At 59.3% G+C, this 24,435-nt stretch carries 27 protein-coding genes; 12 read left to right on the top strand and 15 right to left on the bottom strand.

Annotated features, from left to right (window positions below; genetic code table 11):
• Window positions 1–177: 177 nt before the first annotated feature.
• Entirely contained in the window at window positions 178–939 is a 762-nt protein-coding gene (locus FN828_RS14500) for an EcsC family protein (RefSeq protein ID WP_142494196.1), read from the bottom strand.
• Window positions 940–993: 54 nt separating this feature from the next.
• Window positions 994–1,482, bottom strand: a complete 489-nt coding sequence (locus FN828_RS14495) for a GNAT family N-acetyltransferase (RefSeq protein ID WP_142494195.1) — start codon at window positions 1,480–1,482, stop codon at window positions 994–996.
• 111 nt (window positions 1,483–1,593) lie between these two features.
• On the opposite strand from FN828_RS14495, the gene FN828_RS14490 reads away from it, so the two are divergent.
• The 3 genes from FN828_RS14490 (at window position 1,594) to FN828_RS14480 (ending at window position 3,791) form a co-directional block, all read left to right on the top strand.
• The gene (locus FN828_RS14490) at window positions 1,594–2,205 is read left to right on the top strand and encodes a flavin reductase family protein (RefSeq protein ID WP_142494194.1); all 612 of its coding nucleotides are present in this window, start codon (window positions 1,594–1,596) and stop codon (window positions 2,203–2,205) included.
• Window positions 2,206–2,289: 84 nt separating this feature from the next.
• Window positions 2,290–3,162 (top strand): S-methyl-5'-thioadenosine phosphorylase, encoded by an 873-nt coding sequence (locus FN828_RS14485; RefSeq protein WP_142494193.1) that lies wholly within the window; start codon window positions 2,290–2,292, stop codon window positions 3,160–3,162.
• Window positions 3,162–3,791 (top strand): LysE family translocator, encoded by a 630-nt coding sequence (locus FN828_RS14480; RefSeq protein ID WP_142494192.1) that lies wholly within the window; start codon window positions 3,162–3,164, stop codon window positions 3,789–3,791. The genes FN828_RS14485 and FN828_RS14480 overlap by 1 nt, the downstream gene beginning before the upstream one ends.
• Here the strand turns inward: FN828_RS14480 and FN828_RS20585 are convergent.
• On the bottom strand, window positions 3,788–3,961 hold the full coding sequence (locus FN828_RS20585) for a hypothetical protein (RefSeq protein ID WP_185959030.1): 174 nt from the start codon (window positions 3,959–3,961) through the stop codon (window positions 3,788–3,790). The genes FN828_RS14480 and FN828_RS20585 overlap by 4 nt on opposite strands.
• 365 nt (window positions 3,962–4,326) lie before the next feature.
• Here FN828_RS20585 and FN828_RS14475 point away from each other — a divergent pair, with 365 nt between their 5' ends.
• Entirely contained in the window at window positions 4,327–4,866 is a 540-nt protein-coding gene (locus FN828_RS14475) for an adenine phosphoribosyltransferase (protein ID WP_142494191.1), read from the top strand.
• A gap of 20 nt (window positions 4,867–4,886) precedes the next feature.
• On the opposite strand, the gene FN828_RS14470 is transcribed toward FN828_RS14475, so the two are convergent.
• From FN828_RS14470 to coxB, 11 genes are all read right to left on the bottom strand, one after another.
• The gene (locus tag FN828_RS14470) at window positions 4,887–6,299 is read right to left on the bottom strand and encodes an FAD-binding oxidoreductase (RefSeq protein ID WP_142494190.1); all 1,413 of its coding nucleotides are present in this window, start codon (window positions 6,297–6,299) and stop codon (window positions 4,887–4,889) included.
• A 43-nt stretch (window positions 6,300–6,342) separates the two neighbouring features.
• A complete protein-coding gene (locus FN828_RS14465; protein ID WP_235891492.1) occupies window positions 6,343–7,164 on the bottom strand; it encodes an MBL fold metallo-hydrolase in 822 nt (273 codons plus the stop codon).
• A gap of 56 nt (window positions 7,165–7,220) precedes the next feature.
• Window positions 7,221–7,811: a GNAT family N-acetyltransferase gene (locus tag FN828_RS14460; protein ID WP_142494189.1), complete on the bottom strand. Its 591-nt coding sequence runs from the start codon at window positions 7,809–7,811 to the stop codon at window positions 7,221–7,223.
• Window positions 7,811–9,073, bottom strand: coding sequence for a M16 family metallopeptidase (locus FN828_RS14455; protein ID WP_142494188.1), 1,263 nt, complete (start codon window positions 9,071–9,073; stop codon window positions 7,811–7,813). The genes FN828_RS14460 and FN828_RS14455 overlap by 1 nt, the downstream gene beginning before the upstream one ends.
• Window positions 9,070–10,458, bottom strand: a complete 1,389-nt coding sequence (gene thrC, locus FN828_RS14450) for a threonine synthase (RefSeq protein WP_142494187.1) — start codon at window positions 10,456–10,458, stop codon at window positions 9,070–9,072. Before thrC ends, FN828_RS14455 begins: the two co-directional genes overlap by 4 nt.
• Window positions 10,455–11,144: an SURF1 family protein gene (locus FN828_RS14445; protein ID WP_185959032.1), complete on the bottom strand. Its 690-nt coding sequence runs from the start codon at window positions 11,142–11,144 to the stop codon at window positions 10,455–10,457. The genes thrC and FN828_RS14445 overlap by 4 nt, the downstream gene beginning before the upstream one ends.
• 95 nt (window positions 11,145–11,239) lie before the next feature.
• The gene (locus FN828_RS14440; protein WP_142494185.1) at window positions 11,240–12,040 is read right to left on the bottom strand and encodes a cytochrome c oxidase subunit 3; all 801 of its coding nucleotides are present in this window, start codon (window positions 12,038–12,040) and stop codon (window positions 11,240–11,242) included.
• Between the two features lie 25 nt (window positions 12,041–12,065).
• Window positions 12,066–12,641 carry a cytochrome c oxidase assembly protein gene (locus FN828_RS14435; RefSeq protein ID WP_142494184.1) on the bottom strand — a complete coding sequence of 192 codons (576 nt, stop codon included), beginning with the start codon at window positions 12,639–12,641 and terminating at the stop codon, window positions 12,066–12,068.
• Window positions 12,641–12,814 carry a hypothetical protein gene (locus FN828_RS20580; RefSeq protein WP_185959029.1) on the bottom strand — a complete coding sequence of 58 codons (174 nt, stop codon included), beginning with the start codon at window positions 12,812–12,814 and terminating at the stop codon, window positions 12,641–12,643. Before FN828_RS20580 ends, FN828_RS14435 begins: the two co-directional genes overlap by 1 nt.
• 1 nt (window position 12,815) lies before the next feature.
• Complete coding sequence (gene cyoE / locus FN828_RS14430) at window positions 12,816–13,754, bottom strand: heme o synthase (protein WP_142494183.1); 939 nt, start codon at window positions 13,752–13,754, stop codon at window positions 12,816–12,818.
• Between the two features lie 97 nt (window positions 13,755–13,851).
• The gene (coxB, locus tag FN828_RS14425) at window positions 13,852–14,763 is read right to left on the bottom strand and encodes a cytochrome c oxidase subunit II (protein ID WP_142494182.1); all 912 of its coding nucleotides are present in this window, start codon (window positions 14,761–14,763) and stop codon (window positions 13,852–13,854) included.
• A 193-nt stretch (window positions 14,764–14,956) separates the two neighbouring features.
• On the opposite strand from coxB, the gene tldD reads away from it, so the two are divergent.
• From tldD to FN828_RS14395, 6 genes are all read left to right on the top strand, one after another.
• Window positions 14,957–16,378: a metalloprotease TldD gene (gene tldD / locus FN828_RS14420; RefSeq protein ID WP_142494181.1), complete on the top strand. Its 1,422-nt coding sequence runs from the start codon at window positions 14,957–14,959 to the stop codon at window positions 16,376–16,378.
• A complete protein-coding gene (locus tag FN828_RS14415) occupies window positions 16,375–16,833 on the top strand; it encodes a hypothetical protein (RefSeq protein ID WP_142494180.1) in 459 nt (152 codons plus the stop codon). The genes tldD and FN828_RS14415 overlap by 4 nt, the downstream gene beginning before the upstream one ends.
• Window positions 16,834–16,967: 134 nt before the next feature.
• Window positions 16,968–18,116, top strand: a complete 1,149-nt coding sequence (gene dprA, locus FN828_RS14410; RefSeq protein WP_142494179.1) for a DNA-processing protein DprA — start codon at window positions 16,968–16,970, stop codon at window positions 18,114–18,116.
• A gap of 127 nt (window positions 18,117–18,243) precedes the next feature.
• Entirely contained in the window at window positions 18,244–20,766 is a 2,523-nt protein-coding gene (gene topA, locus FN828_RS14405) for a type I DNA topoisomerase (protein ID WP_142494178.1), read from the top strand.
• A 158-nt stretch (window positions 20,767–20,924) separates the two neighbouring features.
• A complete protein-coding gene (locus tag FN828_RS14400; protein ID WP_142494177.1) occupies window positions 20,925–21,629 on the top strand; it encodes a CoA transferase subunit A in 705 nt (234 codons plus the stop codon).
• 3 nt (window positions 21,630–21,632) lie between these two features.
• A complete protein-coding gene (locus FN828_RS14395; protein WP_142494176.1) occupies window positions 21,633–22,262 on the top strand; it encodes a CoA transferase subunit B in 630 nt (209 codons plus the stop codon).
• Window positions 22,263–22,316: 54 nt separating this feature from the next.
• Here FN828_RS14395 and FN828_RS14390 read toward each other — a convergent pair whose 3' ends face one another.
• Entirely contained in the window at window positions 22,317–23,141 is an 825-nt protein-coding gene (locus FN828_RS14390) for a lytic transglycosylase domain-containing protein (protein ID WP_142494175.1), read from the bottom strand.
• A gap of 358 nt (window positions 23,142–23,499) precedes the next feature.
• On the opposite strand from FN828_RS14390, the gene FN828_RS14385 reads away from it, so the two are divergent.
• Together FN828_RS14385 and FN828_RS14380 are read left to right on the top strand one after the other, a co-directional pair.
• Complete coding sequence (locus FN828_RS14385; protein WP_142494174.1) at window positions 23,500–23,694, top strand: hypothetical protein; 195 nt, start codon at window positions 23,500–23,502, stop codon at window positions 23,692–23,694.
• Window positions 23,695–23,949: 255 nt separating this feature from the next.
• Complete coding sequence (locus FN828_RS14380; RefSeq protein ID WP_142494173.1) at window positions 23,950–24,144, top strand: hypothetical protein; 195 nt, start codon at window positions 23,950–23,952, stop codon at window positions 24,142–24,144.
• The last annotated feature ends 291 nt before the right edge of the window (window positions 24,145–24,435 follow it).

Raw genomic sequence — 24,435 nt, 5'->3', positions numbered from 1 at the left:
GACCTTTCGTCACCGGCCTGCGGCTTGTACCTGACTTTTGGGGCGCTGCACCAAACCCCGGAGTATTGCAGATCAGAAAGAAACCAATCTGCTTCTTTCTGATGGAAAATACTCTGGGGGAAGGGCGCCGCAGGCGACCGGGGGCAAAGCCCCCCTTTTCACATCCGAACGATACGATCAGTGCCGCCGCATTTGCGGCAGCGATAACCGTTCCGCCAAGGCCATGCGCAGTTCATCCTCGGGGTGGTCTGCGTCAATCGCCAGTTTGCGTAATCCGAAATGAACATGGGCGATTTGCTGGTAATAGCTGGTAAAGGCGTAATTCGTCGCCGCCCCGGCCACTGCGCCCAGAACAGGCACGGTTTGCGCGGCCAGCTTTTGCCCCAGAACCGTAGCCAGATGCGGCGCGACACGGGCGATCAGCGATTGAATCGCCTTGCCCTGTAACGCCATCCGGGTCGTGAAAAATGCCAGATCGGCCCCATCATCCTGCGCCAAAGGCCCGGCGGCGGATAAAACCCGGATACAATCGAACTGTACGCTGTCCGATGCCGGATCAAAGCCATATTCCACCGCAACGCCCTGTATGGCCCGCAACAGAACCGTGGTTGTGACCGGCAACTCCGCCAAGGCCGAAGGCAGCCCGCCAAACCCGCCCGCCGCCCCCATTGCGGTTGCCACAGCGGTGTTCAGCCACATGGGCTGATCGCCCACCATCCCGCGTGATCCGTGGGCGGCCTTCATGGCCACGTTCAGCGCCGCTTCGGTGCCGTCTTCCAGCCGGTCGCGGACAGTGCGGGGCAGTCGATCCAGCAGACCTTCGGCCTTGCCGCCGATCAGGGTTAACACCTGCACGCCCACGCCCCCTGCCGCGCGGTAGCGTTGCGCCAATGCGTCCAGTTCGGTTTCCAGATCCAGCAGATCGTTCGCGTTCTTCATCCGCCCGCCCTTTGCTGCGTTACCTGTCGTAGATTGGTCCCGCAAAGGCCGGTTTCAAGCGGTCAGTTTCGTGACATCCCCCGTCACGCCAGCCCAAGCGCCCTCGGCCAGGGCCTGTCCCAGCACCCGGTCGGGGTTCGTGGGGGGCGGCATCACCACGCCTGTCAGCTTTTCAAACCCAAAACGGCGATAATACGGGGCATCGCCCACCAGCATCACCCGTTCCCAGCCCAATGCCCGCGCACGGGCCAGACTGTCCTGTATCAACAGCGCCCCCAGCCCTTCGCCCTGCCGTGTGGGGTGAACCGCGACCGGCCCCAGCAGCAGCACCTTTTGCTCGCCCACCAGCACCGGCCAATATCTGATTGCGCCCGCCAAAATCCCATCGCCATCGCGTGCAAGGATCGACAGTTCCTTGACCGCAGGCACGCCATCGCGCAACCGATAGGACGACAGCGCCGTCCGACCGGGCGCAAAACACAGATCATACAGGGCTTCGACTTCCCACCAATCGCTTGGCATTTCCTGGGTCAGAGTGAACATTGACGGCGTGCGACTCCGGCTTCGACGAATTTCAGGTGGAAACGCCCCTAACACGGCGCTAGGTCTGAGACAAACGCCAATCCCAAAAGACGCGCAGAGGACACAGGGCAGATGTTTTACGAACCCAAGGACGGGCATGGCCTGCCGCATAACCCATTTAACGCCATTGTCACCCCCCGCCCGATTGGCTGGGTGTCTACCCGCTGCGCCAATGGCGTGGACAATCTGGCGCCGTATTCGTTCTTCAACGCCGTGGCATATACCCCGCCGCAGGTCATGTTTGCCTCGACCGGGGTAAAGCCGGACCAGACCGACGCCAAGGACACCGTGGCCAATATCCGGGCCACCGGGGTCTTTGCGTTGAACGTGGTGTCCTTTGCCCTGCGGGACGCGATGAACGCCAGTTCCGCCACCCTGCCCGCCGATGTGGATGAATTTGCCCATGCCGGATTGGACAAGGGCCAGTGCCGCACCATCGACTGCCCCTATGTCGCCGCCGCCCCGGCAGTGCTGGAATGCACCCTGATCGACATCATCAAACTGCGTGGCGAAACCAATCAGATGGTGCTGGGCGAAGTGACCGGCATCTATATCAACGATGCCTGTCTGAGGGACGGTATTTTTGATGTGACCACGTTCAACCCGCTGTCCCGTCTGGGGTATCGCGATTATGCCGTGGTACGCGAATTGTTCGCCCTGTCCCGCCCGGACGACAAAGCCTGATCCACGCGACGAAACCCGCTTGCAGACAGCGCCGCGCTGCGCAACCATAAGCCGCAAAGGCGGCAGTCACAGGGGTATAACCACATGCAAACCACATTGGGCATTATCGGCGGATCGGGCATCTATGACATCGACGGTCTGGAAGGCGCGGAATGGGTCAGCGTGGCGACCCCTTGGGGCGATCCATCGGACCAGATTTTGACCGGCACACTGGGCGGGGTGAAAATGTGTTTCCTGCCGCGTCACGGGCGTGGGCATGTGCATTCTCCGTCCTCTGTGCCCTATCGCGCCAATATCGACGCGCTGAAACGGCTGGGCGTTACCGATGTGATCAGCGTCAGTGCCTGCGGGTCATTCCGCGAGGAAATGGCGCCGGGCGATTTCGTGATCGTGGATCAGTTCATCGACCGCACCTTTGCGCGGGAAAAATCGTTTTTCGGCACCGGCTGCGTGGCGCATGTGTCAGTGGCGCATCCCACCTGCCCCCGCCTGTCAGAGGTCTGCCATACCGCCGCGCAACAGGCCGGAATCACCGTGCATAACGGCGGCACCTATCTGGCGATGGAAGGGCCGCAATTCAGCACCCTGGCGGAATCCAAAATGTACCGCGAAAGCTGGGGCTGTGATGTCATCGGCATGACCAACATGCCCGAGGCCAAACTGGCCCGCGAGGCCGAGCTTTGCTATGCCTCTGTTGCGATGATCACCGATTACGATAGCTGGCACCCCGACCACGGCGAAGTCGACGTGCAACAAATCATCGCCACCCTGATGGGCAACGCGGAAAAAGGCCGGGCGCTGGTCAGCCGCCTGCCCGCGCTGCTGGGGGCGCAACGCGATCCTTGTCCGCATGGCTGCGACCGGGCGCTGGACTATGCAATCCTGACCGCCCCGGATAAACGCGACCCCACGCTGATGACGAAACTGGATGCCGTGGCAGGGCGGATTCTGGGCTGATGGCACCTGATCTGTGGCTGGCCTTTGTTGCGGCTTCGGCTGTGGTGCTGCTGATACCGGGGCCGACGATCCTGTTGGTGCTAAGCTATGCGCTGACCCAAGGGCGCAGCGTCGCGCTGGCCACCGCTGCGGGTGTGGCCTTGGGCGATCTGACAGCGATGACCGCCTCTTTGCTGGGATTGGGGGCGATTGTCCTGACCTCGGCCTTGGCGTTCACCGCGCTGAAATGGGTGGGCGCGGTTTACCTGATGTGGCTGGGGATAAAAATGCTGCGTGGGGCGCGTCATGCCGAATTGGGACAGTTGACGAAAACCCGCCCCCGCGACGCCCGGAATGTCATGGGACACGCCGCAGTGGTTACGGCACTCAACCCCAAAGGCATTGGGTTTTTCATCGCCTTCGTGCCGCAGTTCATTAATACAGGCAGCCCGTTGGCCCCGCAATTCGCGGTAATGATTGCCACCTTTGTCAGCCTTGGGGCGCTGAACGCGCTGGCCTATGCGCTGCTGGCTGATCGGCTGCGCGCCCGTATCCAACGCCCCGCCATCCTGCAAGGACTAACCCGGTTGGGCGGTGTCACCTTGATCGGTATGGGCGTGTTGACAGCAACACTGCGCCGCGCGGCTTAGTCCCCGCCGTTTTCCTTCATGAAACGCCGGATAAAGCCCCGGATTTCGCGGGCGGCGCTGGTGTCCATGTCCTTGCACAGTTCCACAAAAGCATCGCGTTCGGCCTTGTCCAGACGCAACACCAACTGGCTGTCTTTCTTGCCCGCTTTCTTCGCGTCTTTCTTTGACAAAACTCTTTTCCCCGAACACTTGAATTTTGCACAGCAAATGTATATACATTATATATCCAAACGCTGCACATTCCTTGTGCCGTACAGATACCAAAAAGGGAAGAGAAAATGACATTACAAGCAGCAAAATCCATGCTGGTCCGTGATCGCATGGATTGGCGCAAACCCCATGTGCCGTGGATTTCGGGCCGGTTTTACCGGTTCTTTTCAAACAATCGTCGCGGCTAACCCCAACGCCGCCAAAACCGCCCTACGCCAATCGGCGGGGCGGTTTTGGCAGACCTGCGCGGTTCTGCCCCTTGCCCTGTCTGGCGCCATCGGTCACACCTGTTTTGCACAGATATTTGACTGAACAAGAGGCCGCCATGACCCCGCAGAAATCCGTTCGCGATTATATTCGCACCATCGTTGATTTCCCCCACGAAGGCATCTTTTTCCGCGATGTCACCACATTGTTTGCCGATCCGCGCGGGTTTCGTCTGTGCGTGGATCAACTGCTGCATCCCTATGCCGGGCAGCGCATTGACAAGGTGGTGGGGCTGGAAGCGCGGGGTTTCATTTTGGGTGGGGCTGTAGCGCACCAGCTTGGCACCGGCTTTGTGCCAATCCGCAAAAAGGGCAAACTGCCCCACACCACCATCAGCCAAGATTATAAGCTGGAATATGGCGAAGCGATCGTGGAAATCCACGATGACGCAATCCAGCCGGGCGAAACCGTACTGGTCGTCGATGATCTTCTGGCCACCGGCGGCACCGCCGAGGCTGGGATCAAGCTGATCGAACGTCTGGGCGGGCAAATCGTTGGCTGCGCCTTTGTGGTGGACCTGCCTGATCTGGGCGGGCGGGACCGGCTGACCCAATTGGGGATGGAGGTTCACGCCCTTTGTGCGTTCGAGGGGCTGTAACGCCCCGCGTTCCCCCGGCCTTAGCGCAGCACCGCACCCGGATTCATGATCCCGTTCGGGTCAAAAAACGCCTTTAGCCCGCGCATCAGATCCAGCTTCACCGGGTCGCCGTATCGTTCCAGATCGTCGACCTTCAGCCGCCCCACCCCATGTTCGGCGCTGAACGATCCGCCCAATTCATGCACCAGATCATGCACTTGCCTGCTGATCTGCTCTTTTTGTTGGGGATAGTCAGATTTATGCCCGCCAGCGGGGGGGAATACGTTGTAATGCAGGTTGCCATCCCCAAGGTGACCAAAGCAGTTGATCCGGAAATCCCCGCTTTTTTGGACCAGCTCATTTCCCCGTGCAATGAATTCGGGCACCGATCCCAACGGCACCGAAATGTCATGCGAACAAATGGCCCCCACCCGACGATTCCCTTCGGGAAGCTGTTCACGGACCTCCCAAAATTCTGTGCGCTGCGCTTCGGATTGGGCGATCACGCCGTCGCTGACGATCCCCTGATCGAAGGCCGCCACAAACAACGCCTCTAACGCGTCAGACGGCACCAGCCCCCGTGCCAAGCCCACATCAATCAGGACAAACCATTCTGGCAGTTCCTCGAAGGGCTGGCGCATTTCCGGGAAATATTCGCGCAAAAACTCCAACCCGGTGCGGTAAATCAGTTCAAAGGCGCTGACGCCCTCGCCCATCAGATCACGCGCCAAGGCCAAGAGTTTCAGCGCGCTTTCGGGGCTATCGACCACCATCAGCGCGGTCCCTTCGCCCGCCGGGCGCGGGCTAAGCTTCAGGCTGGCCGCCGTAATGACCCCCAGCGTTCCTTCGGCACCGATGAACAAATCGCGCAGATCGTAGCCGGTGTTATCTTTCCGCAACCGGCTTAGGTTATTCATGATCCTGCCATCCGGCAAAACCACCTCCAGCCCCAGACACAGTTCGCGCGTATTGCCATAGCGCAGCACATTCACCCCGCCCGCATTGGTGGACAGGTTCCCGCCAATCCGGGCGGTCCCTTTGGCCGCGATAGACAACGGAAACAAGCGATCCGCCGCTTCGGCGGCACTGTGCAAATCCTGAAGGATCACGCCCGCTTCGGCGATCATGATATTTTCAGTGGGATAAATGCCACGGACGCGGTTCATCCGTTCCAGTGACAACACGATCGGCATTGGCCCATCCGGCATCACCTGCGCCCCAACCAGCCCCGTACCACCGCCATAGGGAACAACCCCCACTCGCGCCGCATTGGCCATACGCAGCACCGTTGCCACCTGCTCCGCACTGTCCGGCGTCACCACAGCGGCGGCTTGTCCGGTCCATGCCCCGCGCGGTTCTTCCAGATAGCGCGGTTCAGGGTCGCGCAACGCCTTTTCCGGCAATGCGTTTTTCAAGTCTTGGACAAAGGCGGGGGTGGCTGCATTCAGGGTCATGCGCAAATCATTATCACGCTTTCCCGTTTCGTCCAGTGCAGCCTTATTGAAGCGACCGCAGATATCGCGGTTGTAAAACCACGACGGTCGGTCGACGCGGCAGGCTACGCAGCGAAACCATCACTTCGCTGTCCCCATCCTGCACAATATCGAAATCGTCCTGCATCCCGTCCAGAAAGGCGGACAGGGTAAAGTCCCCGAACCAATGCATCGGAATCACAACTGAAGAGCGCAGTTTTTTCAGCAGCTTAATCATGGTTGGCAGGTCCAGCGTCATACCACCGTCCACAGCGGCCATAACAACATCCAAGCGCCCCAAAGCCGCATATTGCGCCGCGTCCGGTTCGTGATGCAAATGGCCCAAATGCCCCACGCACAGCCCCGCGACCTCGAAAACAAAGATCGAGTTTCCCTTTTCCTCGATCCCGCCCATACCACGGATGTCTGTTGGCACATTGCGCACCAACATATCGCCAATCTCCTGATAATGTTCGATACCTTGGCCATAATCACCCCATCCGGGCATAACATGCGGGATCGCCGGATCGGGGTAGGCGGTCCAATGCGTGTCATGGGCGTGGTTCATCGTCACGATATCGGGCAGAAAATCCACATTTCCGATATAGCCGGTATAATCCGTCACCGCCGACACCCCGCCCGGCGATTGTATCAAGAACGACGCATGAGCCAGATAGCTGATGCGCACAGTATAATCCGGCAAGGGATCGCGGAAACTTGCCTTATGCACATACTCTATTCCCGGTGCAGCGTCGGCAATGGCAATACAATGGCTGGGTGGGCGGTTTTGCTGCGCCCATACAGGGCCGGTACAAAACATCAGGGCAAAAACAATACGCAGAAACATCGGGCGCAACCTCCTACAGGAAAGGTAGCACGCCTTTGGCGTCTGTCACGCCACCATTACGCCTGCCCGACGTCTGTCCGCCCCCGCCGGTCCATTCGCAACGACGAATACAGGACATGACTGCGCCAGCGCCCGTCAATTTGCAGATAGGATTGGGCAACGCCTTCGTATTTGAAACCGGCTTTTTCCAGCACCCCGCGCGAGGCGGTGTTTTCCGGTAAACAGGCGGCTTCGATCCGGCTCAGGTCCAGTTTGTGAAACGCGTGATGCACCACCGCCAGAATGGTTTCACGCATATAGCCCAACCGGGCATAGGGTTCACCGATCCAATAGCCCAAGGTTCCCGCCTGCGCCGGGCCACGCCGGATATTATCCAGCGTGATCGCCCCCAAAAGCGCCTGATCGTCCCGCCGGATCAAGAACAGCGGCAGCGCCGATCCATTATTGATCGACCGCTGCGCCCAATACACCCGATTGGTAAATGCCTTGCGCGCCAGATGGTCAGAAGCCCAGGTGGGTTCCCACGGTTGCAGGAAATCCCGGCTGTGCAAACGCAACGACGACCAATCCCGATAGTCGGAATGAACGGGCGGGCGCAACGTCATGCGCTCGGTTTCGATCCGAACCTTCCGCTTGGGCAGTAACATCAGGCAGCGCGCCTTTCCTCCAACGCCTCCAGCGTTGGGGCTTGTTCCACGGGGCCATAAAGCGCCAATGCCGTTGGCGCGCGCACGGCCATATCTTCGGCGAATGCTTTCACGTCCTGCGTGGTTACGGCGTCGATGCGCTCGACCACCTCTTCCAGCCCCGGCACACGGCCCCAGATCTGGATCATCCGCGCCAGCCGTTCAGCCCGGTTTGACGGGCTTTCCAGCCCCATCAACAGCCCGGCCTTCATCTGGGCGCGGGCGCGGGCAACTTCTTCCTCGGTCATGTCGCTGGCTGCGCGTTTCATTTCGTCCAGCGTCACCAGCGCCAATTCCGCCAGTTGTTCGCCCGATGTCCCGGCATAGATCGTCATCATGCCGGTATCCGCATACGCCCCGGCCTGCGAAAAGATCGTATAGCACAGGCCGCGCTTTTCGCGGATTTCCTGAAACAGACGACTGGACATACCGCCACCCAAAGCCCCGGCATAGATTTGCGCGGTATGCAGGGTCGTATCGCCGTAATTCGGACCTTCGAATGCCATTGCGAAATGCGCCTGTTCCAGCGCCTTCACCGTGCGGGTTTCCCCACCATGAAACCGGGCCTCGGACGGGGCAACGGAAATCAGCGGCGACAGGTGGCCGAACAGTTTCTCAGCCTCGCGCACCAGCGCATCGTGATCTACGGCCCCAGCCGCCGACAGGATCATCTGCCCCGGCCCATATTGCTCCGCCACAAATGCCGACAGATCATCGCGGGTAAAGGCCCGCACACGTTCCGCCGGGCCAAGGATCGTCCGGCCCAGCGGCTGATCCGGGTAGGCCTTTTCCTGCAACCAGTCAAAGATGATGTCGTCCGGGGTATCCAGCGACTGCCCGATTTCTTGCAGGATCACACCGCGCTCGACCTCGATTTCGCGTTCGTCGAAAATCGGATTCAGCACGATATCGGCAATGACATCCAGCGCCAGCGGCACATCGTTTTCCAGAACACGGGCGTAATAGGCCGTCACCTCGCGCGAGGTGTAGGCGTTCATATAGCCGCCCACATCCTCGATCGCTTCGGCGATTTGCAGCGCGGTGCGCCGCTTGGTGCCTTTGAACGCCATGTGTTCCAGAAAATGCGCGATGCCGTTCTGTTCCACCCTTTCGTGGCGTCCGCCCGCCAGAACCCACAGCCCAATCGCCGCAGATTGCAGGCCGGGCATATGTTCAGTGACAATACGAAAGCCGTTGGAAAGAGTGTGCAGTTGGACGGTCAATTCTGGATACGCTCGCGGATCAGGGATTCAAGCGCGGCCAGATCGTTGCCGATCTCGGTCACGCGTTCGGAACGCTCATACAGGTCAGCCATGCGGGCTGGCAAGTCCGGATGCACGCCCGTCGCCGCCTTGACCGCCGCCGGGAATTTCGCCGGGTGTGCGGTGGATAGCGTGATCATCGGCACATCGGTTTTGCGGTGTTCGTTGGCCACCTTCACGGCAACGGCCGTATGCGGACACATCAGTTCGCCCGTGGTGGCAAACATATCGGTGATGGTTGCGCTGGTTTCGGCCTCGGAACAGTTGCCGGAATCGAACAATTCCTGAAGCGCCTGAAGCGCCCCCTGACTGACAGTGAACCCACCGTTTTTCAGTTCGTCCATCAACTGACTGACAGCCGCCCCATCCTGCCCATAGGCATAGAACAGCGCCCGTTCAAAATTCGAGGACACCTGAATATCCATCGACGGGCTGATTGACGGGATCACCCCATCCGGGCGGTATTCCCCTGTCGTCAGACAGCGGTGCAGAATATCGTTCTGGTTGGTGGCAATCACCAGCCGATCAATCGGCAGGCCCATACGTTTCGCGATATAGCCCGCGAAGATGTCGCCAAAGTTGCCGGTCGGCACGGTAAAGCTGATCTTGCGATCAGGCGCGCCCAAAGCAACAGCGGAATAGAAATAATAGACAACCTGCGCCAGCACCCGCGCCCAGTTGATCGAATTCACGCCCGCCAGTTTGACCCCATCGCGGAAATCAAAATCGTTGAACATGTCCTTCACGCGGGCCTGACAATCGTCAAAATGGCCTTCGACGGCCAGCGCGTGAACATTCGCCTCGGCGGGGGTGGTCATCTGGCGGCGCTGCACTTCGGACACGCGGCCATTGGGGAACAGGATGAACACATCCACCGCGTCCAGCCCCTTGAACGCCTCGATCGCGGCAGACCCGGTATCGCCCGAGGTCGCCCCGACGATCGTCACCCGGCTGCCATTGCGTTTCAGCGCGGCCTGAAACAGTTGGCCGATCAGTTGCATGGCGAAATCTTTGAACGCCAGCGTCGGACCGTGGAACAGTTCCAGCAGGAAATGATTGCTGTCCAGTTGCACCATCGGCGCGCGGGCGGTGTGACCGAACCCGGCGTAAGCCTTGGCGATGATGTCCCGGAATTCTGCATCGGTAAACGTGTCGCCGATATAGGGGCGCATGATACGGAAGGCGGTTTCCTCATAGGACAGCCCCGCCAGCGCAGCGATTTCCGCCTTGTCCAGCGTCGGGATGGTTTCGGGAACATACAGCCCCCCATCACGCGCCAGCCCGGTCAGCATAGCCTCTTCAAAGCTCAGAACAGGGGCCTGCCCCCGAGTCGAGATATATTTCACTGGTCTTTCCCTTTCGCGGGTTTGATCTGGCGCCACAGGAACAGGCCCAGCATCGCCGTCCAGACGGCGGCCAGACCGAACCATTGCACGGCATATCCGAAATGGTCATTGGGAATGCCCTCGACCCCGACAGGTAGCGGGGAAACCGGGGCGTCGTCGAACGAGGTATCACGCGCAATCACAAGGATCGGGGCCGTGCCAAGCGCCTGCGCCAGCACGTCCACCTCGCGGGCGAACCAGATATTAGCGGCACGGTCGTTTTCAGGGGTATAGCTGTCCCGTTCCTGCGGCCAATGCAGGTTGCCCGTAACGGTGACATTTTCAAAAGGCGGTTGGGGCGGCGTACCCTCTAGCTGGATGAACCCGCGATCCACAAGGATTTCGCGGCCATCGCTTAGCTTCATCGCATTAATCAGGCGATACCCGGCCCCTTCGGATTTCTGGCTGACCAGAACCCGGATTGTCGGGCCAAGAATATCCCCGCGCACACGCACCGGCAAAAATCGGTCTGCGTCCGGATCTGGCTGTGCGGGCAATGCTACGGGATCGGCGTGAATGCGGGCCTCGATCTGGGCCAGCACGTTTTCTTTCCACTCTAACCGGCGCAATTGCCAGACGCCCAGCGACATCAGGATCGCAGCGCCCAGCAGGCCAAAGATCAGCGGAAACAGGATGCGACGCATCAGGCGACCCCTTGGAAACACAAAGCGCACAAGGCTGCCCCTCGTGCGCTTTGCTTTTTGCTGTTTATGCCCGGATTTTCAACCGGAAACAGGTGCGATTAGCCGCCCCAAACGTAGACAGCGGCGAACAGGAACAGCCACACCACGTCCACGAAGTGCCAGTACCAGGCAGCAGCTTCAAAACCGACATGCGCTTCGGGGGTGAAATGCCCCTTCATCGCCCGCAACATGCAAACGAACAGGAAGATGGTGCCAACAACCACGTGGAAGCCGTGGAAGCCCGTCGCCATAAAGAAGTTCGCGCCATAGATGTTGCCCGAGAAGCCAAAGGCCGCGTGGCTGTATTCATAGGCTTGGAACACGGTGAAGATCAGACCCAGCGCAACCGCGATTGCCAGACCGTTGATCATGTCCTTGCGGTTATTTTCATGCGCGATGGCATGGTGCGCCCAAGTCGCAGCCGCACCGGAACACAGCAGGATCAGGGTGTTGATCAGCGGCAGGTGCCACGGGTCAAAGGTTTCAATCCCAGCCGGGGGCCAAATGCCATCCACGCGGGGGCTGTTTTCGCCCATCGGGTACATGGCATGCTTGAAGAAGCTCCAGAACCACGCGGCAAAGAACATCACCTCGGACATGATGAACAGGATAAAGCCATAGCGCAGGCCGATTTTCACCACGGGGGTGTGATCGCCAATCTGGCCTTCTTGTACGACGTCAGACCACCAGCCGAACATCACGTACAGAACGCCAATGAAGCCGATCAACAGCATCCAAGGAGAATCAGTGTGGAAATAGATCACTGCCCCAAAGAGCATGATGAAAGCCGCCACCGAACCCAATAAGGGCCACAAGGAAGGTGGCAGAATGTGGTAGTCATGATTTTTTTCGTGCGCCATCGCGTTTCCCTCGTTGGAAGGCTTCTTAGTTTAGGTTTTTCGATTTGTCGGCAGCAAGCGAAGCGTGCTTTTCCGGCAGGTCGATTTGATAGAACGTATAGGACAGGGTGATCTGGTGAACGTATTTCGCTTCCCGGTCCTGCACAATTTCGGGGTCGACATAGAAAGTCACAGGCATCTGGACCCGCTCGCCTGGTTGCAACACCTGTTCGGTGAAGCAAAAGCAGTCGATCTTGGTGAAATAGCCGCCCGCCGAAAACGGGGCCACATTATAGGCCGCCTGCCCGGCAACGGGTTTGTCCGTGGGGTTATAAGCCTCGTAAAAGGCCAGCCCGGTTTCGCCGATGCGCAATTCCATTTCACGCTGCATGGGTTTGAATTCCCACGGCATTCCGCGTTCTTTTGAAGCGTCGAACCGCACCTTGATGGTCTGGTCCAAAACCTGATCGGCCCCGGTATCGGCAGTCTGCGTAACACCGCCAAAGCCCGTGACGCGGCAAAACCAGTTGTAAAACGGCACCGATGCCCAAGCCAAACCGCCCATGACAACGACAACGCTGACCAGTTGCAGCAACGTTTTTTTCTTGCCGTCCATTGCCATTACTTGCTTGCCCCCTGCGTTGCGGTGGGTTTCGGCCCCAATCCGCCCGTGGTGACTTTGACGACGGTCATGCCAAAAACAATCGCGACAAAGGCCACCAGAACCAGCCCCAGCCCGATATTCCGCCCCGAGCGGCGTTTATGCAATTCGTGTTCGACGTGTTCAAAACCCATCTTACCAGCCCCCCAGACCATAAGGTTTCAAGGCTGCTTCGGCCAGAATCGCACCGAAATGCAGGAACAGATACATAAGCGACAGCCCAAAGAACGATTTTTCCAGCCGGTATTTATCTACCTGCGCCTGACCTTCGTTCCGGCGCCAGATTTTGAACGCGCCCAGCAGGAACAGGACGTTCAGCACCACAGCAACGCTCAGGTAAATCGGCCCACCGATTTCCGTGAAGCCCGCGCCAATCGCAATGGGGGCCAGCAGAATCGTATAGACCAGAATATGATTGCGGGTCACACGGCGACCGTGGGTCACGGTCAGCATCGGAACGCCCGCTTTTTCGTAATCCGAATTCATGAACAGCGCCAGCGCCCAGAAATGCGGCGGGGTCCACATGAAAATCAGCATGAACATCAGCACGGATTCAACGCTGACGCCACCCGTCACAGCCGCCCACCCGATCATCGGAGGAAACGCACCCGACGCGCCGCCAATCACGATGTTCTGCGGGGTCCAGCGTTTCAGCCACATCGTATAGACGACGGCATAAAAGAAGATGGTAAAGGCCAACAGCGCCCCGGCCACAGCATTGGTGGCCAGCCACAACATGACACAGGCAAAGACCGAAAGCGTCAGACCGATCGCCAGCGCCTCGCCGCCCGTCACCTTGCCCGAGGGAATCGGGCGCGATGTGGTGCGTTTCATCACCTGATCAATATCGGCATCCCACCACATGTTCAGCGCGCCAGACGCACCACCGCCCACGGCGATGAACAGCACGGCACAAAATGCAATAAACGGATGAATGCCGCCCGGCGCGGCCAGCAAACCAACCATAGCAGTGAAAACCACCAGCGACATCACGCGCGGCTTCAGCAGGGCGAAATAATCGCGGAAACCGGCTTCGCCGCCCTGTGTCTGGGTATTGATGCTTGCGTCGCTCATTCTTTGCCTTCCGAAGCCGCATAAAGCGACCGATGGGTAAGTCGTCTGTTCGGAAAGCGCCAGATTGGCGCCTTCCCTTATCTAAGTCGGCCTCAGCTTAGTTCAGCGCGGCGACTTTCATGCTGCTGGGCGTACCGGCGTATTGCTCTTTCGCCTGCTCCAGCCATTTTTCGTATTCGGCTTCGCTGACCACTTTGACGGTGATCGGCATATAGGCGTGGTCCTTGCCGCACAGTTCCGAACACTGACCGAAATAGATGCCTTCTTTTTCAGCCTTGAACCACAGCTGTGCGATACGGCCCGGCACGGCGTCTTGCTTCACGCCAAAGGCGGGAATGGTCCACGAATGGATCACGTCAGCGCCGGTCACGTCCATCACGACGACCTTGTTCACCGGAATCACAACCTGAGTATCGGTTGCCAGCAGGAATTCATCTTCGTTGTAGCCTGCTTTTTTCAGCTTTGCTTTCATTGCATCGCTCGACACATAGGCCTGTGCGCCTGCATCGTCATCTTCCGAAGTCATCGTGGCAGGCTGGCCAATCATGTAGCTGTCAAAGGCAAATTCATGGTCGGTGTATTCATAGCCCCAGTACCACTGGTAGCCGGTGACTTTGATATGCACTTCGCCTTCGGGGATTTCCTGCTGCTTGAACAGAACCGGCAGCGAAAACGCACCGATGAAGACCAGAATCACAATCGGGATAATCGTCCATGCGATTTCCAGCGGCGAATTGTGGGTAAAGCTGGCCGGGGTCGGGTTGGCGCGGCGGTTGTAGCGGACGACCACAATCGCAATCAGCGCAATAACGAACAGCGTAATCGCAGAGATTATGATCAGGATCAGGTGATCCAAACCTTGCAGGTCGCGGGCCAGTTCAGTTGCTGCGGGTTGGAAACCCATAAGGCCGGGATGGGGTTTCCCCACGGTTTCCACTGCGTCCTGAGCAAGGGCCGGGGCCGCGATAAAGGCTGCTGCTGCCGCCAGAAGGCTGGAATTCAGTTTCATATGTCACCCTGATCGGTTGAGGTGTTTGTTGTTCATTTCGACGCCAGGTTCCCCGTCACAGGGAAAACCCGTTGTTTTGTCGCCGCTAGAAACCATATTCTCCTTCACAGAACAACAATGGCACTTGCGGCAAACGGACGCTTTTTTTGATTTAGATCAAATCCCCGCCGCTGAAAAGACAGGAAAAACAAACATGAGCGATACCGCTTTTCGCCCGTTCGAGCAGACGTTGGACCAAAGTAAGGCCCTTGAATTGCTGAAAGAAGCCACCTTGGGCGCCGAGGACGGAGAGCTTTTTCTGGAACGTCGGCGCAGCGAAGCGCTTGTTTTTGATGATGGTCGCGTAAAAACCGCCAGCTACGACGCATCCGAAGGATTTGGCCTGCGTGCTGTTCGCGGCGAGGTGGCCGGATACGCTCATTCCACCGAAATTTCCGAATCCGCCCTGCGCCGCGCCGTGGCCACGGCCCGGTTGGCCGTGGGGGATGGCGGCGGCACACTGGCGCTACCCCCGGCGGCCACGAATAAACGGCTATATACCGACGACGATCCCATTGGCGGGGCCAGTTTTCCGGTGAAACTGGACACGTTGCGCCAGATTGACGACTTTGCCCGTGGGCTGGATTCACGGGTGGTACAGGTGACAGCCACCATCGCCGCATCCCTGCAAGAGGTCGAAATCCTGCGCCCCGAAGGCACCCATTTACGCGATGTGCGGCCAATGACGCGGGTCAATGTTTCCGTCATCGTGGAACACAACGGGCGGCGCGAATCCGGCACGGCGGGCGGTGGCGGGCGTGTTGGCCTGTCTGGCCTGCTGGACCCGGCAGATTGGCAGGCCAAAGCCCAAGAGGCCCTGCGCATCGCGCTGGTGAACCTGGAGGCCGAACCCGCCCCCGCCGGTGTCATGGATGTGGTTTTGGGGCCGGGCTGGCCCGGTATCCTGCTGCACGAAGCCATCGGTCACGGGCTGGAAGGGGATGCGAATCGCAAAGGCTCCAGCGTGTTCGCCGGGCTAATGGGGCAGCAAGTGGCCGCCAAGGGCGTGACCGTGCTGGATGACGGCACCATCCCCGACCGGCGCGGTTCCATCAGTTTCGACGACGAAGGCACACCATCGGGGAAAAATGTGCTGATCGAGGACGGGATTTTGGTGGGTTTCATGCAGGACCGTCAGAATGCGCGTCTTATGGGCGTCAAACCCACCGGGAACGGACGGCGCGAATCCTATGCCCATACGCCGATGCCCCGGATGACCAACACCTATATGATGGGGGGCAATGCCAACCCCGCCGACATCGTGGCCGATCTGAAGGACGGGATCTATGCCGTTGGTTTCGGGGGCGGTCAGGTCGATGTGACCAATGGCAAATTCGTGTTTTCTTGCACCGAGGCCTATCGCGTGAAAAACGGCAAGATCGGCGCGCCGGTCAAAGGGGCCACCCTGATCGGGGACGGGGCCACCGCGCTGCACCAGATACGCGCCTTGGGCAATGACATGGCGCTGGACCCCGGTTTGGGCAATTGCGGCAAGGCCGGGCAATGGGTGCCGGTTGGCGTGGGCCAGCCCACGGTGATGATTGGCGGCCTGACGGTAGGCGGCGCAGCGGCATGATTCTGCGCCTGCGCAGTCGCCTGCGCGGCCACCGGCAACTGAACTGGGGCGCCGTCTTTCTGGCGGGCATGATCAGCCTGTTCGTTCCAGTGCTGCTGGGGCTGTGCATGGTTTATTTAGGTCAGCCATTGGGGGAACTGATCGGTTTCACCGGAGATTTGCCAATTCTGGTTTCGGCAATCGGGATGATGCTGGTCTATTCCCCCCTGCTATCCTGGGCGGGCATGGTCATCGGTGCGTTGCTGTCAGTCGTGGCGATGATCTACGGATGGGCCGGGCCGGGTATGGCGATTTTAGGCGGGGCTGGTATCGGTTGGGGAATCGCGCAGGCCATCGACAGCGCGATTGTACTGCCCGTGATCGGCGCGATCTGCGGCGGGGTATATTGGCTCATGATCCTTGTCCTGTGCCCCGACGCTGTCGCCCCGCGCCAATCCGATGAAAGCGATACATGATATTCCCGGCGGGTTTGCTTTGGTGAAACGCGCCGGGAAAAACAAAATCACCCCCAAGCAAAAAATCCTGTTTCGGTTTACCTGCCGTTAACCGCTTTGCCCCTACACCGAATGGGCAAGTAGGCGAGGCGACGATGACCAACACCAATCATCCTTCCACTCACCCCCCACTCCCACCCACCACGGAAGATGAGCGGGTCTTGTGGCTTCGCCTCTTGCGATCCTACCGTGTCGGCCCCAGCACCTTTTACCGGATGCTGGCCGAACACGGATCGGCCGCCGCCGCGCTGGAAGCGTTGCCGAATGTGGCCGCAACCGCAGGCGTTACCGATTATACCCCCTGCCCCGAAGGTGTCGCACGGGCGGAACTGGCCGCGGCCCGCCGCTGTGGGGCGCGGATGATCTGTGCCGGGGCAGCAGATTACCCCCGCCACCTGTCCGAAATTTCCGATACGCCTCCGATCCTGTGGGTCGTGGGCGATATGTCGGTTCTGCACCGCCCGATGATTGCGCTGGTCGGGGCGCGCAATGCCTCGTCCCTTGGGACACGCATGGCCAAGGGGCTGGCCAAGGATTTGGCAAAACGCGGCTATGTGGTTGTGTCCGGTCTGGCACGGGGCATCGACACAGCCGCCCATGCGGCCACATTGGACACAGGCACCATCGCCGTCATGGCGGGCGGGGTCGATGTGATTTATCCGGCGGAAAACACCCGCTTGGGCGAAGAGATCGTAAAAACCGGCCTGCGCCTGTCTGAACTCCCGTTCGGCATCACCCCGCAAGCCCGGCATTTCCCCCGCCGCAACCGGCTGATTTCCGGGTTGGCGCAGGCGCTGGTCGTGGTCGAAGCCGCCGCCCGATCCGGCAGCCTGATCACCGCAAAAAACGCGCTAGATCAAGGGCGCGAAGTTCTGGCCGTTCCCGGCCACCCGTTCGATGCCCGCGCCGCAGGCTGCAATATGTTGATCCGCGACGGGGCCATGCTGGTGCGCCATGTCGATGACATTATAGACGCCCTGCCACAAGCTGACGCCCCCAAACCCGAACCTGAATTGCCCTTGGCAGCCCCGCCACCCACGGCACGACCCAAACGGTCGCTGCGCGAAACCGCTGACCTGCACAGCCGAATCCTGCGCCGTCTTGGTCCCTCTCCGGTGGCCGAAGATCAGCTAATCCGCGATCTGGGTGGGGTTGCATCTGCCCTAGCCCCCGCGCTGACCGATTTGGAACTGGATGGCAGGATCAAACGCCAACCGGGCGGACTGCTGTCACTTGTGCCTTAATACAAGGCTGAAAAACACCGCGCCAAAGGTGCGACCAAGCCACCCTGCAACGTTGCATTGACAAACCCCCCTTACGACCCACATTTTCCGCCGCCATACGCTAAGGTGCGAGTCGAAAGGAATTTCCATGCCAGTTGTCGTTGTTGAATCCCCGGCTAAGGCCAAGACAATCAACAAATATCTGGGGTCAGACTACACCGTTTTGGCGTCTTACGGACATGTCCGTGACCTGCCCGCCAAAAATGGTTCGGTCGACACGGACCACGATTTTGACATGACATGGGAGGTCGGAAACGACAGTCGCAAGCATGTCAAAGCGATTGCTGACGCCCTGAAAAACGACAATGCTCTGATTTTGGCGACTGACCCTGATCGCGAAGGCGAGGCAATCAGCTGGCACCTTGAGGAAACCCTGCGCAAGCGGCGGGCCATCAAAAAGGACACGCCGGTGTCCCGTGTGGTGTTCAATGCCATCACCAAATCCGCCGTGACCGAGGCGATGAAAAATCCCCGTGATATCGACCAGCCGCTAGTGGACGCATACCTTGCCCGCCGTGCGCTGGACTATCTGGTGGGGTTCAACCTGTCGCCGGTGTTGTGGCGTAAACTGCCCGGTGCGCGGTCTGCTGGGCGGGTGCAATCCGTTTGCCTGCGCCTGATCGTAGAACGCGAAATCGAAATCGAAGCCTTCAAGCCCCGCGAATACTGGTCTGTCGGCGCGGTTTTGGGAACCCCGCGCGGTCAGGAATACGAGGCACGGCTGACCGTTCTGGCCGGGGACAAGCTGGATAAATACAGCATCGAAAATGAAACGCAGGCCGAACTCGCGGTACAGGCGATCACCAGCCGCGATCTGACTGTGAAATCGGTCGAGGCCAAGCCCGCCAGCCGCAACCCCACCGCGCCGTTCATGACCTCGACCCTGCAACAGGAAGCCAGCCGTAAATACGGCATGGGCGCGCGCCAATGCATGAGCGCCGCCCAGCGGTTGTACGAGGCCGGATATATCACCTATATGCGGACAGATGGCATCGACATGGCCCCCGAAGCCGTGGCCGCCGCCCGTGACGCGATCAAGGACCGCTACGGCGCGGAATACGTGCCCGCCAGCCCGCGTATTTATAAAAACAAGGCGAAAAATGCGCAGGAAGCGCACGAATGTATCCGCCCCACGGATATGACGCTGGACGCCGGGAAGCTGAAAGTCACCGAAGCCGATCAGAAAAAACTGTATGATCTGATCTGGAAACGGACCATCGCCTGCCAGATGGAAGCCGCCCGGATGGAACGCACCACCGTGGATGTCAGCAGCAAGGACGGACAGGTGGAACTGCGTGCCACGGGTCAGGTTGTGTTGTTTGACGGGTTCCTGCGCGTCTACGAAGAAGGCCGCGACGACAGCGTTCTGGACGATGACGACAAGCGTCTGCCGCAGATCATGGAAGGCGAAAAAGCCGACAAGCGCCAGATCAGCCCCGAACAGCATTTCACCCAGCCCCCGCCCCGCTATACCGAGGCGACGCTGGTCAAAAAGATGGAAGAACTGGGGATTGGCCGCCCGTCAACCTATGCCAGCGTAATCACCACGATTCAGGATCGCGAATATGTCCGCAAGGACAAAAACCGCCTGTTCCCCGAGGATAAGGGCCGGATCGTCACGGTGTTCCTGATGAATTTCTTCAAGCGGTATGTGGAATATGATTTCACCGCCGATCTGGAATCCCAACTGGATGACGTGTCCGCCGGGGATCGCGATTACAAGGACGTGCTGTCGCGGTTCTGGCGCGACTTTTCCGCCGCAATTACCGAAACCAGCGACCTGCGCATCACCGAAGTGTTGGATGTGCTGGATGATGCGCTGGCGCCGCAACTGTACCCCCCGCGCGAAGATGGCAGCGATCCGCGCGTCTGCCCCAAATGCGGAAACGGTCGGTTGCATCTGAAAACCTCGCGCACGGGGGGGTTTGTGGGCTGCGGCAACTATCCCGAATGCACCTATACCCGCCCGATCGCGGGCGAAGGGGCCGAAGGCGACGAACGCCTGCTGGGCGAGGATGCCGGGGATGAAATCTGGCTGAAGGCGGGGCGCTTTGGCCCCTATGTTCAGCGCGGCGAGCCGACCCCGGAAAACAAAAAGCCGCCGCGGGCCAGCCTGCCGCGCGGGTGGTCCAAGGATGACATGGACCTTGAAAAGGCGCTGACCCTGCTAAGCCTGCCGCGCGAAGTGGGCGAACACCCCGATGGTGGCATGATCACCACCAATTTCGGGCGCTTCGGCCCCTATGCCATGCACCAGTTGCCGGACGAGGCAAAGCCGGTCTACGCCAACCTGAAAGACCCCAATGACGTGTTCGAGCTGGGCATGAACCGCGCGGTGGAACTGCTGGCCGAAAAACGCGCCAATCCGGGCCGGGGCCGCAGTAGTGCCGCAGCAAAAGCCCTGAAAGAACTGGGCGAACACCCGGAATCCGGCGGTGCGGTGAACATCATGGAAGGCCGCTATGGTCCCTATGTCAAATGGGACAAGGTGAACGCCACCCTGCCCAAGGACACCAAACCCGAAGACGTGACAATGGAAATGGCAGTGGCCCTGATTGCGGAAAAAGCAGCCAAGAAAAAACCCGCCCGCAAAACCAAAGCCAAGAAGTAAAGGCCGCCCCTTAAACTGCCGCTCGTATTTCTACGTATTGGCCCGGACGGGCCAATTTCGTAGAACGCGGGCAATGCCAATGGTGTGGTGGCGTGGCCTGTGTTTGGTTTTGGCCCCGTCCCGTACCGTTTGGCCCTATGGGTTTGAGGGAGACATCCATGAAGAAAGTCTACGCAAACGCCGCCGAAGCCCTGGATGGGCTGCTGTTCGACGGTATGCTGATCGCCGCCGGGGGCTTTGGCCTGTGCGGTATTCCGGAATTGCTGATTGCCGCCATCCGCGACGCTGGCACCAAAGACCTGACCGTTGCCAGCAACAACGCTGGCGTTGACGATTTCGGTCTGGGTGTGCTGCTGCAAACCCGTCAGGTGAAAAAGATGATTTCGTCCTATGTGGGCGAAAACGCCGAATTCATGCGCCAATACCTGAGCGGCGAACTGGAACTGGAATTCAACCCCCAAGGGACGCTGGCCGAAAGGATGCGGGCCGCAGGTGCGGGTATCCCCGGTTTCTACACCAAAACCGGCGTCGGCACCGTGATTGCAGACGGCAAAGAAGTGAAAAACTTCAACGGGCAGGATTACATTCTGGAAACTGGCCTGTTCGCCGATCTGGCCATCGTGAAAGCGTGGAAAGCGGACGAAACCGGCAATCTGGTGTTCCGCAAAACCGCCCGCAACTTCAACCACCCCGCCGCCACCTGCGGTAAGGTCTGTGTGGTCGAGGTTGAAGAAATCGTGCCGACCGGGTCACTGGACCCCGACAACATCCACCTGCCCGGCATCTATGTGCATCGCATCATTCAGGGCCAGCACGAAAAACGGATCGAACAGCGCACCGTGCGCCAGCGTGAGGAGGCATAATTCATGGCTTGGGATCGTAACCAAATGGCCGCCCGCGCGGCACAAGAACTGCAAGACGGCTGGTATGTGAACCTTGGGATCGGTATCCCGACGCTGGTGTCCAACTACATCCCCGAAGGCGTCCATGTGACCCTGCAATCGGAAAATGGGATGCTGGGCATGGGTCCGTTCCCCTTTGCGGGCGAAGAAGACCCCGATCTGATCAACGCGGGCAAGCAAACCATCACCGAACTGCCGCAGACCGCCTATTTTGACAGTGCCACCTCCTTCGCGATGATTCGCGGCGGCAAAATTGCAATGGCGATTCTGGGCGGCATGGAAGTGTCCGAAAACGGCGATCTGGCGAACTGGATGGTTCCCGGTAAGCTGGTCAAGGGCATGGGCGGCGCGATGGATCTGGTGGCCGGTGTAGGCCGCGTGGTCGTCGTGATGGACCACACCAATAAACACGGCGACTCCAAGGTGCTGAAAGAATGCACCCTGCCGCTGACCGGAAAATCCGTGGTGGATCGCATCATCACCAATCTGGGCGTTCTGGATGTGGTCGAAGGTGGCCTGAAAATCGTCGAATGCGCCGATGGCGTGACCGAGGATGAACTGCGTGCCGCGACCGAGGCCACGATCGTCGGCTAAGCCCCACGATGAAGTATTGGCAAAGCCCGGCCCATCGCGGTCGGGCTTTTGCGTTCAAAGCCCCAGATTAAACACGCATCCGTCCGAAATCAGTTGCGGCGGTGTTTTGCACAGCCCCCGCGCCGTTGCGAATGCGGCCAGAACCTTTGGCACATAGGCGCGGGTTTCCGCAAAGGGCGGCACCCCGCCATGTTTGCGCACCGCATTTTCCCCGGCGTTATAGGCGGCCAGCGCCAAAATGGGATCACCGTCGAATTCCTTTAGCAGCCAATCCAGATAGGCCACGCCGCCCCGGATATTGTCTGACGCATTCAACGCATCCGCCACGCCGAACCGATCTGCCGTCGCGGGAATCAGCTGCATCAGCCCTTGTGCCCCTGCCCCGCTGACAGCATCGACCCGGCCCCCCGATTCCACCGCGATCACCGCCAGCACCAGCGCGGGTGAAACCCCGGTCCCGACAGTCGTCATCAGCAAATCTGCGTTCCGGTCCCGTGCAATGGACAAAAGAACCTGCAATCGCGGGGCCCCCATCCCCTGCCCTGCCGGAGGATTCGCCAATTGGGTCAACGCGGGCTCTAATCGTCCCGGCCCGCTCGCCGTCAGCTCCGGTGAAATCACCTCCCAGAACCAGCCAAAGCTGTCACCTGTGGCCGGGCTGGGCGTTTCGCCCTGCGGTTCGGCCGATTTCGCTGCCGGTTTCTGTATTTTCATATCCTGCGGGGTGATCTGCACCGTGATCCGCTTCGTATCTCCCGCCGCCGGTGGCTTTACCCGCTTGAACGTGAACTCGGGAAACGGCGGTGGCGATTCTGCCAACGCTCCCCCAGCCACCACAAGCGCCAGCACGGCGCCCAACAGCCCTTGCCCGGATTTCATGGATTTGCCTGCTCTGCCCATTTTTATTGAATACAGTGTCGCAAAAAATCACGTTCAAAACCAGCCAGACCATTCCAAGAACGCCTGAAATCGGGAATTCCTGCCACATTTCACCCTGCCCCATCCCGGCATTAACGAATTATTCATTTTTATTTTCTGCATTTTCAAATGGTTAAAAGAAAATTCAGGATTTTATAAAAAGACACTGTTTTCGCTGAAATCACGCCCAACTCTCGCCTGAATCGGGGGGCTATATAAGCTCATACCAAGACGGCAGCGGGCCGGAAGAGAGAGACCGAACCGCCAACCACCGCCAAGGTTAAGCAAAACTGAAAACACATTCCGAAGGGATAAAATCATGATCAAGTTCATCAAAAACTTCCGCAAAGACGAAGCTGGCGCCGTGACCGTTGACTGGGTTGTGCTGACCGCCGCTGTTGTGGGTCTGGGTGTTGCAGCGTTCACCGCTGTTGAAACCTCCACCTCGGGCCTGACCACCGAAATGACCACCGCAATCGGCGCTGCTGACGCGACCACCACGATTGGCGGCTAATAGGCCCCGCGCCTTCCGGCCCCAAACACAGGGGCCGGTTCCAAAACATCCCAAGAGCCGCGCATTTGCTGCGGCTCTTTTGCATTTCGGCACCACGAATCGCGGCAGCCCGGCGTTTCCTGAAACGCGCCCCAACCCCTTTCCCCAAACGTCCTGAACCGGCCCAGCTACGGCCATTTTATTGCCAGACAAATTTGGCAAACTCGCTCTGTTCCGCCTCGAAGGCGGGTACGATAACGAGTAAAGGACCATATCATGTTCAATTTCATCCGCCGTTTTCACCGTGACGAATCCGGGGCCGTAACCGTCGATTGGGTGGTGCTGACCGCCGCTGTTGTCGGGTTGGCTGTCGCGGCCTTCGCTTCGGTTGAAACGTCAATCGCGGACCTGGTCGCTGACATCGTTGCAGCACTGACCGCCGCCGATGCAACCACCACAATCGGCAGCTAATTCTGCAACGCCCCACCAAAGAAGAGCCGCGCCCAGTGCGCGGCTCTTTTCGTTTCGGACCAATGTCCTGAAAAAGATTAAGAAATTCTTCATAAATGTACCAATCACGCCCAACTCTCGCCTGAATCGGGGGGCTATATAGGCTCATACCAAGACGGCAGCGGGCCGGAAGAGAGAGACCGAACCGCCAACCACCGTAAGCTTACGCCGAGGGCCGTCTGGCGGGCTGATTTCGCGAGGGTTTAACGAGTGTCCTTATGGACGCACACGAAGACACCCCCCGCATTGAAG

Origin of the sequence: Thalassovita litoralis (genome assembly GCF_900182725.1) — a bacterium.
In the GTDB taxonomy this organism is placed as follows: Bacteria; Pseudomonadota; Alphaproteobacteria; order Rhodobacterales; family Rhodobacteraceae; genus Thalassobius; species Thalassobius litoralis.
The sequence above is the reverse complement of the archived record's forward strand: the minus strand, read 5'-3'. Positions and strand labels throughout refer to the sequence as shown.